Origin of the sequence: Pseudoduganella rhizocola, assembly GCF_045984285.3 — a bacterium.
Taxonomy (GTDB): domain Bacteria; phylum Pseudomonadota; class Gammaproteobacteria; order Burkholderiales; family Burkholderiaceae_D; genus Rugamonas.
Map to the genome: position 1 here is coordinate 1 of NZ_JBJQIK030000002.1, position 12,625 is coordinate 12,625.

15 protein-coding genes are annotated in these 12,625 nt (G+C 63.4%); 10 read left to right on the forward strand and 5 right to left on the reverse strand.

Going from position 1 to position 12,625, the window contains the following annotated elements:
* Positions 1-38 precede the first annotated feature (38 nt).
* Entirely contained in the window at positions 39-977 is a 939-nt protein-coding gene (gene hslO / locus ACJRPG_RS03560; RefSeq protein WP_407998678.1) for an Hsp33 family molecular chaperone HslO, read from the reverse strand.
* Positions 978-979: 2 nt separating this feature from the next.
* Positions 980-1,504, reverse strand: coding sequence for a gamma carbonic anhydrase family protein (locus ACJRPG_RS03565; RefSeq protein WP_407998679.1), 525 nt, complete (start codon positions 1,502-1,504; stop codon positions 980-982).
* Between the two features lie 148 nt (positions 1,505-1,652).
* Here ACJRPG_RS03565 and ACJRPG_RS03570 point away from each other — a divergent pair, with 148 nt between their 5' ends.
* From ACJRPG_RS03570 to bamC, 9 genes are all read left to right on the forward strand, one after another.
* On the forward strand, positions 1,653-2,534 hold the full coding sequence (locus tag ACJRPG_RS03570; RefSeq protein WP_407999367.1) for an alpha/beta fold hydrolase: 882 nt from the start codon (positions 1,653-1,655) through the stop codon (positions 2,532-2,534).
* A gap of 46 nt (positions 2,535-2,580) precedes the next feature.
* Complete coding sequence (locus ACJRPG_RS03575; protein ID WP_407998680.1) at positions 2,581-3,414, forward strand: 3',5'-nucleoside bisphosphate phosphatase; 834 nt, start codon at positions 2,581-2,583, stop codon at positions 3,412-3,414.
* 65 nt (positions 3,415-3,479) lie between these two features.
* Positions 3,480-4,358, forward strand: coding sequence for a protease HtpX (gene htpX / locus ACJRPG_RS03580; RefSeq protein WP_407998681.1), 879 nt, complete (start codon positions 3,480-3,482; stop codon positions 4,356-4,358).
* A gap of 3 nt (positions 4,359-4,361) precedes the next feature.
* A complete protein-coding gene (locus ACJRPG_RS03585) occupies positions 4,362-4,985 on the forward strand; it encodes an L-threonylcarbamoyladenylate synthase (RefSeq protein WP_407998682.1) in 624 nt (207 codons plus the stop codon).
* A 62-nt stretch (positions 4,986-5,047) separates the two neighbouring features.
* Positions 5,048-5,719 carry a site-2 protease family protein gene (locus tag ACJRPG_RS03590; RefSeq protein ID WP_407998683.1) on the forward strand — a complete coding sequence of 224 codons (672 nt, stop codon included), beginning with the start codon at positions 5,048-5,050 and terminating at the stop codon, positions 5,717-5,719.
* Between the two features lie 4 nt (positions 5,720-5,723).
* Positions 5,724-6,926 carry a tryptophan--tRNA ligase gene (locus ACJRPG_RS03595; protein WP_407998684.1) on the forward strand — a complete coding sequence of 401 codons (1,203 nt, stop codon included), beginning with the start codon at positions 5,724-5,726 and terminating at the stop codon, positions 6,924-6,926.
* Entirely contained in the window at positions 6,926-7,492 is a 567-nt protein-coding gene (locus ACJRPG_RS03600) for a class I SAM-dependent methyltransferase (protein WP_407998685.1), read from the forward strand. The genes ACJRPG_RS03595 and ACJRPG_RS03600 overlap by 1 nt, the downstream gene beginning before the upstream one ends.
* Before the next feature lie 80 nt (positions 7,493-7,572).
* Positions 7,573-8,451, forward strand: coding sequence for a 4-hydroxy-tetrahydrodipicolinate synthase (dapA, locus tag ACJRPG_RS03605; protein WP_407998686.1), 879 nt, complete (start codon positions 7,573-7,575; stop codon positions 8,449-8,451).
* Positions 8,452-8,478: 27 nt separating this feature from the next.
* On the forward strand, positions 8,479-9,639 hold the full coding sequence (gene bamC / locus ACJRPG_RS03610) for an NlpB/DapX family lipoprotein (RefSeq protein WP_407998687.1): 1,161 nt from the start codon (positions 8,479-8,481) through the stop codon (positions 9,637-9,639).
* 137 nt (positions 9,640-9,776) lie between these two features.
* On the opposite strand, the gene ACJRPG_RS03615 is transcribed toward bamC, so the two are convergent.
* The 3 genes from ACJRPG_RS03615 to ACJRPG_RS03625 all read right to left on the reverse strand — a co-directional run bounded on the left by ACJRPG_RS03615 (position 9,777) and on the right by ACJRPG_RS03625 (position 11,933).
* Positions 9,777-10,037, reverse strand: a complete 261-nt coding sequence (locus tag ACJRPG_RS03615; RefSeq protein ID WP_407998688.1) for a hypothetical protein — start codon at positions 10,035-10,037, stop codon at positions 9,777-9,779.
* 291 nt (positions 10,038-10,328) lie between these two features.
* Entirely contained in the window at positions 10,329-10,799 is a 471-nt protein-coding gene (locus ACJRPG_RS03620) for a DUF7931 domain-containing protein (protein ID WP_407998689.1), read from the reverse strand.
* Positions 10,800-10,808: 9 nt separating this feature from the next.
* Positions 10,809-11,933: a JmjC domain-containing protein gene (locus ACJRPG_RS03625; RefSeq protein ID WP_407998690.1), complete on the reverse strand. Its 1,125-nt coding sequence runs from the start codon at positions 11,931-11,933 to the stop codon at positions 10,809-10,811.
* Positions 11,934-12,015: 82 nt separating this feature from the next.
* On the opposite strand from ACJRPG_RS03625, the gene ACJRPG_RS03630 reads away from it, so the two are divergent.
* The gene (locus ACJRPG_RS03630; protein ID WP_407998691.1) at positions 12,016-12,561 is read left to right on the forward strand and encodes an FKBP-type peptidyl-prolyl cis-trans isomerase; all 546 of its coding nucleotides are present in this window, start codon (positions 12,016-12,018) and stop codon (positions 12,559-12,561) included.
* Positions 12,562-12,625: the final 64 nt, after the last annotated feature.

Genomic DNA, 12,625 nt, shown 5'->3' on the forward strand with positions numbered 1-12,625 from the left:
CCATGGGGTCAGGCACCGAGGTGTCAGGTTTCCGGAGATTACTGCTTGGTGTCCGAGGCGTGGAGCAGGGCTTCGGCCGGGGCGTCGCTGGCGAAGAGCTGGGCGCAGTCGACGGCGTCGTAGTCGTAGTGCTTGCCGCAGAAGTCGCAGTTGATGCCGAGGCGGCCCTGTTCTTCGAGCGCGGCTTCCACTTCTTCCTGGCCCAGCATCTTCAGCATATTGCCCACTTTTTCGCGCGTGCAGGTGCAGTGGAAGGCCGGATGCACCGGGTCGAACACGCGGATGGTCTCTTCCCAGAACAGACGCTTCATCAGTACGTCGATCGTCGTCTCCAGCAGCTCGTCGCGCTTCAGCGTGGTGCCCAGCACCACGGCGCGGTTCCAGGTTTCCAGCGCTTCTTCATGCGTGATCGGCGCGGCTTCCGCTTTGCCGCCGTGCAGCGGCAGCTTTTGCAGCAGCAGGCCGCGCGATACATTGTCGTCGGCGGCCAGCCACAGGCGCGTGTCCAGCTGCTCGGAACGCAGCATGTAGTGCTCGATCACCGTCGCCACGTCTTCGCCGTCCAGCGGCACAATGCCTTGATACGGCTGCTGGCCCGGCACTTTTTCGGCCGGGTCGAGCGTGATGATGAAGCGGCCCTTGCCATGCTGGTTCAGCAGCGTGGTCAGGGTGGCGTCGTCGGCGATCGCCTCGTCATTCAGCTTGGCCGTGGCGCGCAGCTTGAGGTCGGAGTCGCATTCCACCACCAGCAGGCGCACCGGCCCGTCGCCGTGGATCTGCATGATGATGGAGCCGTTGAATTTCAGGTTCGCCGACAGCAGCGCCGCGGCCGCCACCATCTCGCCCAGCAGGCGTTTGACGGGAGCAGGGTAGCTGTGGCGGGCCTGCACTTCGCGCCAGGTGGCGGAAATATCGACCAGCTCACCGCGCACGGCAGCATTTTCGAAGATGAATTTTTGCAGCGTATCCTGGGTCATTTTTATCCAATCTTTTTGAGTTGCGACTTGAACAGCTGGCCGCGTTTCACGTAGCTGTCGGCGCTGGCCTTGAGCCGCGCCACGTCGTCCGCCGAGAGTTCGCGCGCCACCTTGGCGGGCGAGCCGATGATCAGCGAGTTGTCCGGGAATTCCTTACCCTCCGTTACCAGCGCGCCGGCGCCCACCAGGCAGCCCTTGCCGATCTTCGCGCCATTCAAAATCACGGCCTGGATGCCGATCAGCGAACCGTCGCCCACCGTGCAGCCATGCAGCATGGCCTGGTGGCCGATGGTCACGTCCTTGCCGATGGTGAGGGGGTAGCCCATATCGGTGTGCATCACCGTGCCTTCCTGCACATTACTGTTTTCGCCGATGGTGATGCGCTCGTTATCGCCGCGTATCGTGGCGCCGAACCACACCGAGCTGTTGGGCTCCAGCGTGACCTTGCCGATCAGCGTGGCCGTGTCGGCCACGAATGCGGATGCGTCGATCTCGGGCGCGTGTTCGCCCAGCTGATAGATGGTCATGGTGGCCTTGTGTTGGAGGGGGAAATGCCCGTATTTTACGCCCTGAGGGGCGCAAGCCAGAAATTGGAACGGTCGTGCTATTATCTGGTTTTCCCGGCGCTAAGCGGCGCATATGGCTCCGGACTCCGGCATTTCAAGGCAGACCATGATGAAACCTTCCCGTTCCGACTTCCTCACCATCCGCGGCCTGCGCACCCATGTGCGGCACTGGGGCCGCGAGGGCGCGCCCAAGATCTTCATGCTGCATGGCTGGATGGATGTGGGCGCCTCCTTCCAGTTCGTGGTCGATTGCCTGCAGGGCGACTGGCACGTGATCGCGCCGGACTGGCGCGGCTTCGGCCTCACCCAGCGCGCAGGCACCGATACTTACTGGTTCCCCGACTACGTGGCGGACCTGGACGCCATCGTGCGCCACTACCAGCCTGAAGGCGCCATCAACCTGCTGGGACACAGCATGGGCGGCAACGTGGCGGGTATTTACGCGGGTGCACGGCCGGAACGCATCCGCCGTTTCATCAACCTGGAAGGTTTCGGCCTGAAAGCCGCCACGCCGGACCAGGCGCCCATCAAGTACCGCAAATGGCTGGATGAATTGCTGGCGCCGCCGGAAATGCGCGCCTATCCGGACCGCGCCGCCGTCGCCGCGCGCCTGCAGAAAACCAATCCGCGCCTGAGCGACGAGCGCGCCGCCTTCCTGGCCGAACACTGGTCGGCGCCGAACGCGGCCGGTGAATTCGAGATCCTCGGCGACCCTGTGCATAAACTGCCCAGCCCGCTGCTCTACCACGTGGACGACTTCATGGCCTGCTGGAAGGCCATTACGGCGCCCGTGCTATGGGTGGAGGCCGACGACACCAATATGTGGCTGTGGATGGGCCCGAAAGAAGAGGCGCGCCACGAGGTGGACCGCCGCCTCAGCCATATTGCGAACGTCACGCCGAAAATGATGCCGGATGCCGGCCACATGCTGCACCACGACCAGCCGGAACTGCTGGCGCGGATGGTCGAGGACTTCCTGGCCGGGGACTAAGCTCTCGGCGTACAATGAAGGCTTCGTCAAAGGATGCAAGTTCTGTATGTTGAAAGTCGATCTGCACTGCCATTCCAATGTTTCCGACGGCGTGCTGCCGCCCGCCGAGGTAGCGGCGTGCGCGCGCCAGGGCGGCGTCGAGGTGTGGGCGCTGACCGACCACGATGAAGTCGGCGGCACTGCCGCGGCCCGTGCCGCGGCGCAAGAGCAGGGCATGCGCTTCGTGGCAGGCGTGGAAATTTCCATCACCTGGGCCGGGGAAACGGTACACATCGTCGGCCTGCAGATCGATGAAAACAACGAAGCGCTGGTCAAGGGCCTGGAAGCCACGCGCTCCGGCCGCGATGCGCGCGGCCAGGAAATCGGCAACCAGCTGGCCAAGGTCGGCATACATGGCGCCTATGAAGGGGCACTGGAATATGTCGATAACCCGGCCCTGATGTCGCGCACCCATTTCGCGCGCTTCCTGGTCGACAAGGGCTATTGCAAGGATGTGCCCGAGGTCTTCAAGAAATACCTGTCGCCGGGCCAGCCTGGCTATGTGGAGCACCGCTGGGCCACGCTGCAGGATGCCGTGGGCTGGATCAAGGGGGCAGGCGGCATCGCCGTCATCGCCCACCCGGGCCGCTACAAGTTCACGGACATGCAGGAAGGCGTGCTGTTCGACGAGTTCAAGCAGCTGGGCGGCACGGCGATCGAGGTGGTCACCGGCAGCCACACACCGGACCAGTACCCGGAATACGCGAAACTGGCGAACGCCTATGGCTTCCTCGCTTCGCGCGGCACCGATTTCCACGCGCCGGGTGAGGCGCGGGTGGATTTCGGCCTGCTGCCGCCCCTGCCCGGCAGTGTGAAGCCGGTCTGGCACGACTGGTTCTGATGCACTCTTGTAATTTTGGCGGATACCCCTATCTACATGTCGGTTAATACCCGGAGACCTCACCCATGAAACGTATCATCCTGTTTATTGCCACCAACCTCGCCGTGATGTTGGTGCTGTCCATCGTGCTGTCCCTGCTCGGCATCGGCCGTCCCGGCGCGGGCGGACAGCTGCAAATGGGCAGCTTGCTGGCGTTTTCGCTGGTGGTGGGCTTCACCGGCGCCATCATCTCCCTGCTGATGTCCAAGCCGATGGCCAAATGGTCTACCGGCGCGCGCGTGATCGATGCGCCGCAGAACTCCACGGAGCAGTGGCTGGTGAGCACCGTGCAGGGACTGGCGCAGCGCGCCGGCATCGGCATGCCGGAAGTGGCCGTGTATGAGGGCGAACCGAACGCCTTCGCCACCGGCGCCTTCAAGAATTCCGCCCTGGTGGCCGTGTCCACCGGCCTGCTGCAGTCGATGAACCGCGAGGAAGTGGAAGCCGTGCTGGGCCACGAAGTGGCGCACATCGCCAATGGCGACATGGTGACGATGACCCTGATACAGGGCGTGGTCAACACCTTCGTGGTCTTCCTGGCGCGCGTGGTCGGTTTCTTCGTCGATAAGGTGCTCCTGAAGGGCAATAACGAAGACCGCGGCCCCGGCATCGGCTATATGGTAACGGTGTTCGTCTGCGAAATCGTGTTTGGCCTGCTGGCTTCCATCATCGTGGCCTGGTTCTCGCGCCAGCGCGAATTCCGCGCCGACGCCGGTTCCGCCAAGCTGCTGGGCAGCACGGTGCCGATGCAGAACGCGCTGGCCCGCCTCAGCGGTGTGGAGCCCGGCACGCTGCCGCAGAACATGGCCGCGTCCGGCATCGCCAATGGCGGCGGCTGGGGTGCGCTGTTCTCCACCCACCCACCGTTCGAGCAGCGCATTGCCGCGCTGCAGGCACTGCGCTAAGGTATGAGTCAATACTTCCAGGTCCACCCGGTCAATCCGCAGCCGCGCCTGATCAAGCAGGCGGCGCAGATCATCCACGGCGGCGGCATCGTCGCCGTGCCGACCGACTCCTGCTATGCGCTGGTGTGCCACCTGGATGACAAAGCGGCCGTGGAGCGCCTGCGGCGCATCCGCGGCATCGACGAGAAGCACCACCTGACCCTGCTGTGCCGCGACCTGAGCGAGCTGGCCGTCTACGCCCGCGTGGACAACCGCCAGTTCCGCCTGCTCAAGAACGCCACGCCGGGCCCCTTTACCTTCATCCTGGAAGCCACGCGCTGCGTGCCGCGCCGCCTCAGCCATCCTTCGCGCAAGACCATCGGCCTGCGCGTGCCGGAAAACTGCATCGTCGACATGCTGCTGGCCGAGCTGGACCAGCCGCTGCTGGGCACCACCCTGACCCTGCCGGGCGACGATGAGCCGCTCAACGATCCGGAAGCGATCCGCGACCGCATCGGCAAGCAGATCGACCTGATCATCGACGGCGGCGCCTGCAGTTTCGAAATGACTACCGTGGTGGACCTGAGCGGCGACGACGCCGAGCTGGTGCGCCAGGGCCGCGGCGATGCCGCACTGCTGGGCCTGTAACGCCGGCCATCCCCAACCCCCACGATCCGGCCGGGGCAACCCGGTCTGGTAAAATTTTGCCCATGAGTGATATTTCCCAAGCCATTCAGACGATCGCGGTGTACGCGATTCCCGTGCTGTTTGCGATCTCGCTGCACGAGGCGGCCCACGGCTATGTGGCCCGCTATTTCGGCGATACCACCGCCGCCCAGCAGGGCCGCCTGACGCCGAATCCGATGAAGCACATCGACCCTTTCGGCACCGTGATCCTGCCGCTGCTGCTCTATCTCACCATCCATATGCCCTTCGGCTACGCCAAGCCGGTGCCGGTGGATTACAGCCGCCTGCGCAATCCGAAGAAGCAGATGGGCTTCGTGGCGGCCGCCGGTCCGGCCGCCAACTTCGCGATGGCGCTGGGCTGGGCCATCATGCTGGTGCTGCTGCGCGGCGCCGGCGTCACCGAACCCTTCCTGGTCGGCATGGCGGTCGCGGGCATCAATGTGAATGCCGTGATGTGCGTGTTTAACCTGCTGCCGATTCCGCCGCTGGACGGCGGCCGCATCGTCACCGCGCTGCTGCCGATGGAGCTGGCGCGGCCCTATGCCAGCATCGAGCGCTACACGCCGTATATCTTCATCGGCCTGATCGTGCTGATGTACACCGGCATCCTGAGTTCGCTGCTTGGCGGCATGGTGAACCTGTTCGTGTCGCTGATCGGCTTCCTGGTGCTCCCGCTGAATCTTCTCCTGAACTGAAGCCATGTATCCAGACCGCGTTGTCTCCGGCATGCGTCCCACCGGCACCATGCACCTGGGCCACTACCACGGGGCCCTGAAGAACTGGATCAGCATGCAGGCCGAACAGCCTTGCCTGTTCTTCGTGGCCGACTGGCATGCGCTGACCACGCATTACGACGATCCGGCCATCATCGAAAAAAGTACCTGGGACATGCTGGTGGACTGGCTGGCGGCCGGCGTGGATCCCACCCAGGCCACGCTGTTCATCCAGTCACGGGTGCCGGAGCACGCCGAGCTGCACCTGCTGCTGTCCATGTCCACCCCGCTGGGCTGGCTGGAGCGGGTGCCGACCTACAAGGATCAGATCGAGAACCTGGCGCACCGCGACCTGGCCACCTACGGCTTCCTCGGTTACCCGCTGCTGCAGGCGGCCGATGTGCTGATCTACCGTGCCAGCGAAGTACCGGTGGGCGAAGACCAGGTGCCCCATATCGAGATGATGCGCGAAATTGCGCGCCGTTTTAATCATTTGTACGGCAAGGAGCCCGGCTTCGAGCAGAAGGCGCAGGAGGCGGTGAAGAAGCTGGGCAGCAAGCGCGCCAAGCTGTACAACGAGCTGCGCACCGAATACCAGCAGGAAGGCAAGGACGAGGCGCTGGAGCAGGCCAAGGCCATGCTGGACGACGCGCAGAGCCTGTCCATGATCGACCGCGAGCGCCTGTTCGGCTACCTGGAAGGCAGCCGCAAGATCATCCTGGTGGAACCGCAGGCCAAGCTGACGGCCGCTTCGCGCCTGCCGGGACTGGATGGCCGCAAGATGTCCAAGAGCTACGGCAACGCCATCGCCCTGCGCGAGGACAAGGATGTGCTGAGCAAGAAGATCCGCACCATGCCCACCGACCCGGCGCGCGTGCGCCGCACCGATGCGGGCGAGCCGGAGCGCTGCCCGGTATGGCAGTTCCACGTCGTATATTCGGACCAGCCCACGCAGGAATGGGTGCAAAAGGGCTGCCGCTCGGCGGGCATTGGCTGCATCGAGTGCAAACAGCCGGTAATTGACGCCATCATCCGCGAACAGGAGCCTATGCACGAGCGCGCCCAGCCTTATCTGGACGACCCCTCGCTGGTGCGCGCCATCGTTGCCGATGGCAATGAGACGGCGCGCAAGCTGGCGCAGGAAACCATGCGCGATGTGCGCGAGGCCATGGGCCTGGACTACGGTTGATGGCCATGCATACGAGCGATACGGTTTCACCCTGGATTGAACGCTTTGCCGCGCTGGTGCCCGGCGGCGAAGTGCTGGACCTGGCTTGCGGCAGCGGCCGCCACGCGCGCCATATGGTCAAGCTGGGCCATGCCGTGGTCGCCGTGGATGCAGACCCGGAAGCGCTGGCTGCGGCCGCCGGCGACGGCATCCAGACCAGCCAGATCGACCTGGAAGAGGAGGGCGCCGCCTGGCCCTTCGGCGCGGGCCGGTTTGCCGGCATCGTCGTCACCAACTACCTGCACCGGCCGCTGCTGGACGCCATGGTGGGCAGCCTGGCGGCGAATGGGATGCTGCTGTACGAGACCTTCGCCGACGGCAATGCCGCCTTCGGCAAGCCATCGCGCCCGGCTTTCCTGCTGCAGCCGGGCGAACTGCTTGAACTGGCAAATAAGCATGGTTTGCGTGTCATCGCATATGAGGATGGGGTCGTTAACCACCCAAAACCGGCGATGGTGCAGCGAATTTGCGCCGTCAGGGCCGATTTTCCCCGGGAAGCAGCGCTTCTCGCCGCCTTCGAGGGTTGATTCCAGGCCGAAATGCACCACTGGCGCAGGCTATCGACTACAATCCTTGTTTTGAATAATACTTAACGCTATTGGTTCCTATGATTAAGGGCAGTATTGTTGCAATCGTCACCCCCATGCACCCGGACGGCAGTCTGGACTATGCGGGCCTGAACCAGCTGATCGACTGGCACATCGCGGAAGGCACGGACGGCATTGTGATCGTCGGCACCACCGGCGAATCGGCCACCGTCAGCGTCGAAGAGCACTGCGCGCTGATCAAGGCGACCGTGGACCGCGTGGCGGGCCGCATTCCCGTGATCGCCGGCAGCGGCGGCAACTCCACGGCGGAAGCCATCGTGCTGACCCGCTTTGCCAAGGAAGCCGGCGCCGATGCCACCCTGCAGGTGGTGCCTTACTACAACCGTCCTACCCAGGAAGGCATGTACCAGCACTTCAAGGCCATCGCCGAAGCGGTGGACCTGCCGGTTATCCTGTACAACGTGCCGGGCCGTACCGTGGCCGACATGTCGAACGAGACCATCCTGCGCCTGGCGGCCATCAAGAACATCGTGGGCGTGAAAGACGCCACCGGCAATATCGGCCGCGGCATCGACCTGCTGCGCCTGGCGCCGGCCGATTTCGCCGTCTATTCCGGCGACGACCCGACCGCCATGGCCCTGATGCTGGCCGGCGGCAAGGGCAATATTTCGGTCACGGCCAATGTGGCGCCGCGCGCCATGGCCGAGCTGTGCAAGGCCGCCATGGCCGGCGACCTGAAAACCGCCATCGCCATCAATAACAAGGTATTCCCTCTGCACCAGAAACTGTTTGTGGAGCCGAACCCGGTTCCGGTCAAATGGGCGCTGGCAGAGATGGGCAAGATGCCGGCCGGCATCCGCCTGCCGCTGGTGCCGCTGGCAGCGGAATACCACGAGACCGTTCGCGCCGCCCTGCGCGAAGCGGGTGTGTTGAACTAAGCTCCGTAGCTTCTACTTTTTAAGCACATGACTATTCGCAAGAACGCTTCTCTCGCCCCGCAAAGCGGCCTGGCGCTCGCCCTGGTTCTCAGCCTGTCCGGCTGCGGCATGATCGAATCCGTGGTCGGCAAGAATTCGGTGGACTACAAATCGGCCAAGAAGGCAGCCACGCTGGACGTGCCGCCCGACCTGACCCAGCTGTCGAAGGATTCGCGCTATGCGCTGCCCGATTCCGGCATTGGCGTGGCCACCGCGTCCGGCTATGCGGCGCAGCGCGCGGCCATGGGCGGCGTGCAGGCCGGTCCGGCCGCTGCCGCGAACGAAGTGGCAAGCATCGGCAACGCCAAGGTGAGCGTGGTGCGTTCGGGCGACCAGCGCTGGCTGATCGTCAAGCAGCCGCCGGAAGTGCTGTGGCCGCAGCTCAAGTCCTTCTGGGAAGAGTCGGGCTTTGTGCTGGCCGTGGACAATGCCACCGCCGGCGTGATGGAAACCGAATGGAACGAGAACCGCGCGAACATCCCGCAGGACATCATCCGCCGCACCATCGGCAAGGTTTTCGATTCGGCTTACTCGAGCGGCCTGCGCGACAAATACCGCACCCGCCTGGAGCGCCAGCCTGACGGTTCGACCGAGATCTTCATCAGCCACCGCGGCGCGGAAGAAGTGCTGACCGGCCCGCAGAAGGAAATCGCGCAGTGGACCATGCGTCCGACCGATCCGAACCTGGAAGCGATCTTCCTGGCCAAGCTGATGACCAAGCTGGGCGGCACCGAGCCGACCGAATCGCGCCTGGCCGTGGACAACGCCGCCGTGCAGCCGCTGCACGCCTTCCTGAAGGGCGAGGGCGCCGGCCGCTATGTGGAGACCGACGAAGGCTACGACCGCTCCTGGCGCCGCGTAGGCCTGGCGCTGGACCGCGCCGGCTTCACCGTGGAAGACCGCGACCGCGTGCAGGGCATCTACTTCGTGCGCTACGTGCCGGATACGGCCGAAGTGAAGGGCTGGTTCTCGCGCATCTTCAGCTGGAATTCGGACAAGGACAAGGAAGCCCAGCGCTACCGCATCCACGTCAAGTCGGCCGACGATGGCAAGAGCAGCCAGGTTACGGTGCAGGACAACCAGGGCAAGCCGGATGCAACGCCGGTGGGCGAGAAGATCCTGCAGCTGCTGCAGGAACAGCTCAAGTAAGAGAGCCCACGCTCCGACGAAAAACCGGCCTTCGGGCCGGTTTTTTCATGCGCGCTTCCCGTCTCTCCCATCTGCCGCGGAATGTACAGGCGAAAAAAAACCGGCCCGAAGGCCGGTCTTTTTCCCTGCGCGCTGAATTACTTAGCAGCGGAAGCGGCGTCAGCAGCAGCGGAAGCAGCGGATGCAGCAGCGGAAGCAGCAGCAGCAGCGTCGGAAGCAGCAGCAGCAGCAGCGTCAGCGGCTGGAGCAGCAGCAGGAGCAGCAGCGTCAGCGGCTGGAGCAGCAGCAGGAGCAGCAGCTTCTGGGGTAGCTACTGGAGCAGCTGGGGTTTCTTCTTTTTTCGAGCAAGCAGCCAGAGCAACAGCCAGCAGGGAGGCGATCAGCAGGGATTTTTTCATTTGTTTTCCTTAATTAATTCACAAAAATTAATAACAATGTTGCGATGAATAATTACCGGTAATTATCGCTCATTAGGGCGTCTCGTATGCTTTCGTACCGAATGGTGCCTCAGTCATCGGAAACTTCCTAACGGGATATTATAGCCATTTTTGGTGCGTCGCAATAGCAAAACGAGCCAGTTTCATAACTATTTTGCGTTCCCGCAATATTTTTCTTCCAGCGCGAACTCCCGGTATCTCCCGGCAACATCAGCCTACCGGGCGAACACGCGCATTGTACATATTTTTTTGTCACAATCCAGTGGTGTTCGCTTGCAGTCCAGGCAAAGTTTCCAGCCACATACCATCAAAACGTTCGGCGCTGATTTTGGTTGACTCGGGATCGTCAAAACAGGCCTCGCCGCGGAAGTGGTCGGAATGGAAACGCCGCACGATGTCGCGGCCGTCGGCGATGCAGAAGGAATCGCTCAGGTGGCGCAGCTGGCGCTGGGTGACGCGGCACTCCATCTGCGGTCCGAAGTCGGCCAGCAGCTTCACGAAACGGGGCGCATCCTTCTGCAGGAATTCCTTGCTGTGCGCGGCCAGCAGCAGGCGGCCGCCGCCGCGCAGGAACTCGCGCAGCACCGCTTCCGTCGCCGAACTTCCCAATTGCCACCAGGCAAAGTCCGGATCGAACATCTGCAAGGTAAGCCGGGCCCGGCCGAGGCAGAGCGCCAGCTTTGCTTCAAAGCCGCTGCGGCTGTCGAACAGCTGGCGGTCCATGGCGCGGCCTCAGGCAGCCAGTTCCAGCCAGCCGTCCGTGTACCACGCGAACAGCGCTTCCATCACATCTTCGGAGGCCTCGGCCACTTCGGCGCCGCCCAGCGCGCGCTCATTGGCCAGCGCCTCCAGCGTGGCCTTGTCGGCCTTGCCCACGGCGAAGGACTCGCCATTGATGAAGACGTTCTTGCCGCGGTAAAGCATCTGCGTCTTGCGCGACAGCTTCACGCCCTTCTTCACGGCAGCCTTGGTGAAGGCGCCGGCCGTCAGCGGCTGCTCCGGGCCATTGAAGAACACATTGAACTTCGGTTCCGACAGGTATTCGCCGAGGAAGATCGTAATGTCCTCTTCGGTGAAGCGCATCTTGTTCAGCTCATCGGCGATGGTGGACAGCATGTGTTTCGGAATCTCGGCCGGTTTCTTGCTGTGCTCCAGGTCCGGATCGGCGTAGCGGCCGGGCAGGTCGATCGAGTCCGCCATGAACTGCAGGAAGTTCTCGCCCAGTTCCTGGTAGGACGGCGAACGGAAACCGATCGAATAGGTCTGGCAATCGCCGATGGCCACGCCGTCGTGCGCGTAATGCGGCGGCAGGTAAAGCATATCGCCCGGCTCCAGGATGAACTCCTGCTCCGCCTTGAACTTGCTGAGGATCTTCAGCGGCAGGCCTTCCACCAGGCTCAGGTCCTTCTGCGCGCTGATGCGCCAGCGGCGCTGGCCCTCGGCTTGCAGCAGGAACACATCATAGGAATCGAAGTGCGGGCCCACGCCGCCGCCATCGGTGGCGAAACTCACCATCAGGTCGTCGAGGCGGGCATCGGGCACGAAGCGGAACTGGCGCAGCAGCTGGTCGGCCGCATCGTCGTGCAGGTTGATGCCCTGCACCAGCATGCTCCATGCGCGCTGGCTGCGCGGCGGCAGGCCGGTGAGCGGGCCGTGCTGCATATCCCATTCGCCATCGGTCAGCGTAACCAGGCGCGATTCCACATAGTCCCTGGTGGCCAGTTCGGCCAGTTTGTCGAAGGGGAGCAGTGGCTTGAAGCCGGGGATGGCCTGGCGGATCAGCAGCGGTTTCTTGTGCCAATAGTCGCGCAGGAATTGCGCAGGCGACATATCGCCCAGAAGTGGTAGTTTTTTCATGCCCCATTATAACAATGAGGGCGGCGATGGTCCCGCCGCGCAGGGGGTATAATCGCGGCTAGCCAAATTGAAAGGAAGCCTTATGAAGATCGCCAAGAATACAGTCGTGACCGTGCAGTACAAGCTGTCCGACGCCCAGAACAATCTGATCGAAGATGGCAGCCAGCCCATGGTCTACCTGCACGGCGGTTACGAAAACACGCTGCCGAAGATCGAGGAAGAGCTCGACGGCAAGGAAACCGGCTACGCCACCACGCTGCAGATTGAACCGGAAGATGCCTTTGGCGATTACGACGCCAGCCTGGTCAAGGTCGAGCCGCGCAACCGCCTGCCTGAGCCGCTGGAAGTCGGCATGCAATTCGAAGGCATGCCGGACGGCGACGATGGCGACGAAGAAGCCATGATCTTCACCGTGACCGACATCGCCGACGACAAGGTTGTACTGGACGGCAACCACCCGCTGGCCGGCATGGCGCTGCGCTTCGAACTGAAGGTAACGGACGTGCGTCCCGCCACCGAAGAAGAAATCGCCCACGAGCACGTGCACGGCGCCCACGGCCACCACCACGGTGACGAGGACGACGAAGGCGAAGAAGGCGACCACTTCCGCACGCACCCGATCCACTAACGCGTCATTCTTGCGCAGGCGGGAATCCATGGGTTTCCGCCTGCGCGGAAATGACGACCAGGCA

What these genes read in the sequence shown, in the direction of transcription:
- hslO (WP_407998678.1), bottom strand. Translation starts at nt 977, where the DNA reads ATGACCCAGGATACGCTGCAAAAATTCATCTTCGAAAATGCTGCCGTG.
- ACJRPG_RS03565 (WP_407998679.1), bottom strand. Translation starts at nt 1,504, where the DNA reads ATGACCATCTATCAGCTGGGCGAACACGCGCCCGAGATCGACGCATCC.
- ACJRPG_RS03570 (WP_407999367.1), top strand. Translation starts at nt 1,653, where the DNA reads ATGAAACCTTCCCGTTCCGACTTCCTCACCATCCGCGGCCTGCGCACC.
- ACJRPG_RS03575 (WP_407998680.1), top strand. Translation starts at nt 2,581, where the DNA reads ATGTTGAAAGTCGATCTGCACTGCCATTCCAATGTTTCCGACGGCGTG.
- htpX (WP_407998681.1), top strand. Translation starts at nt 3,480, where the DNA reads ATGAAACGTATCATCCTGTTTATTGCCACCAACCTCGCCGTGATGTTG.
- ACJRPG_RS03585 (WP_407998682.1), top strand. Translation starts at nt 4,362, where the DNA reads ATGAGTCAATACTTCCAGGTCCACCCGGTCAATCCGCAGCCGCGCCTG.
- ACJRPG_RS03590 (WP_407998683.1), top strand. Translation starts at nt 5,048, where the DNA reads ATGAGTGATATTTCCCAAGCCATTCAGACGATCGCGGTGTACGCGATT.
- ACJRPG_RS03595 (WP_407998684.1), top strand. Translation starts at nt 5,724, where the DNA reads ATGTATCCAGACCGCGTTGTCTCCGGCATGCGTCCCACCGGCACCATG.
- ACJRPG_RS03600 (WP_407998685.1), top strand. Translation starts at nt 6,926, where the DNA reads ATGGCCATGCATACGAGCGATACGGTTTCACCCTGGATTGAACGCTTT.
- dapA (WP_407998686.1), top strand. Translation starts at nt 7,573, where the DNA reads ATGATTAAGGGCAGTATTGTTGCAATCGTCACCCCCATGCACCCGGAC.
- bamC (WP_407998687.1), top strand. Translation starts at nt 8,479, where the DNA reads ATGACTATTCGCAAGAACGCTTCTCTCGCCCCGCAAAGCGGCCTGGCG.
- ACJRPG_RS03615 (WP_407998688.1), bottom strand. Translation starts at nt 10,037, where the DNA reads ATGAAAAAATCCCTGCTGATCGCCTCCCTGCTGGCTGTTGCTCTGGCT.
- ACJRPG_RS03620 (WP_407998689.1), bottom strand. Translation starts at nt 10,799, where the DNA reads ATGGACCGCCAGCTGTTCGACAGCCGCAGCGGCTTTGAAGCAAAGCTG.
- ACJRPG_RS03625 (WP_407998690.1), bottom strand. Translation starts at nt 11,933, where the DNA reads ATGAAAAAACTACCACTTCTGGGCGATATGTCGCCTGCGCAATTCCTG.
- ACJRPG_RS03630 (WP_407998691.1), top strand. Translation starts at nt 12,016, where the DNA reads ATGAAGATCGCCAAGAATACAGTCGTGACCGTGCAGTACAAGCTGTCC.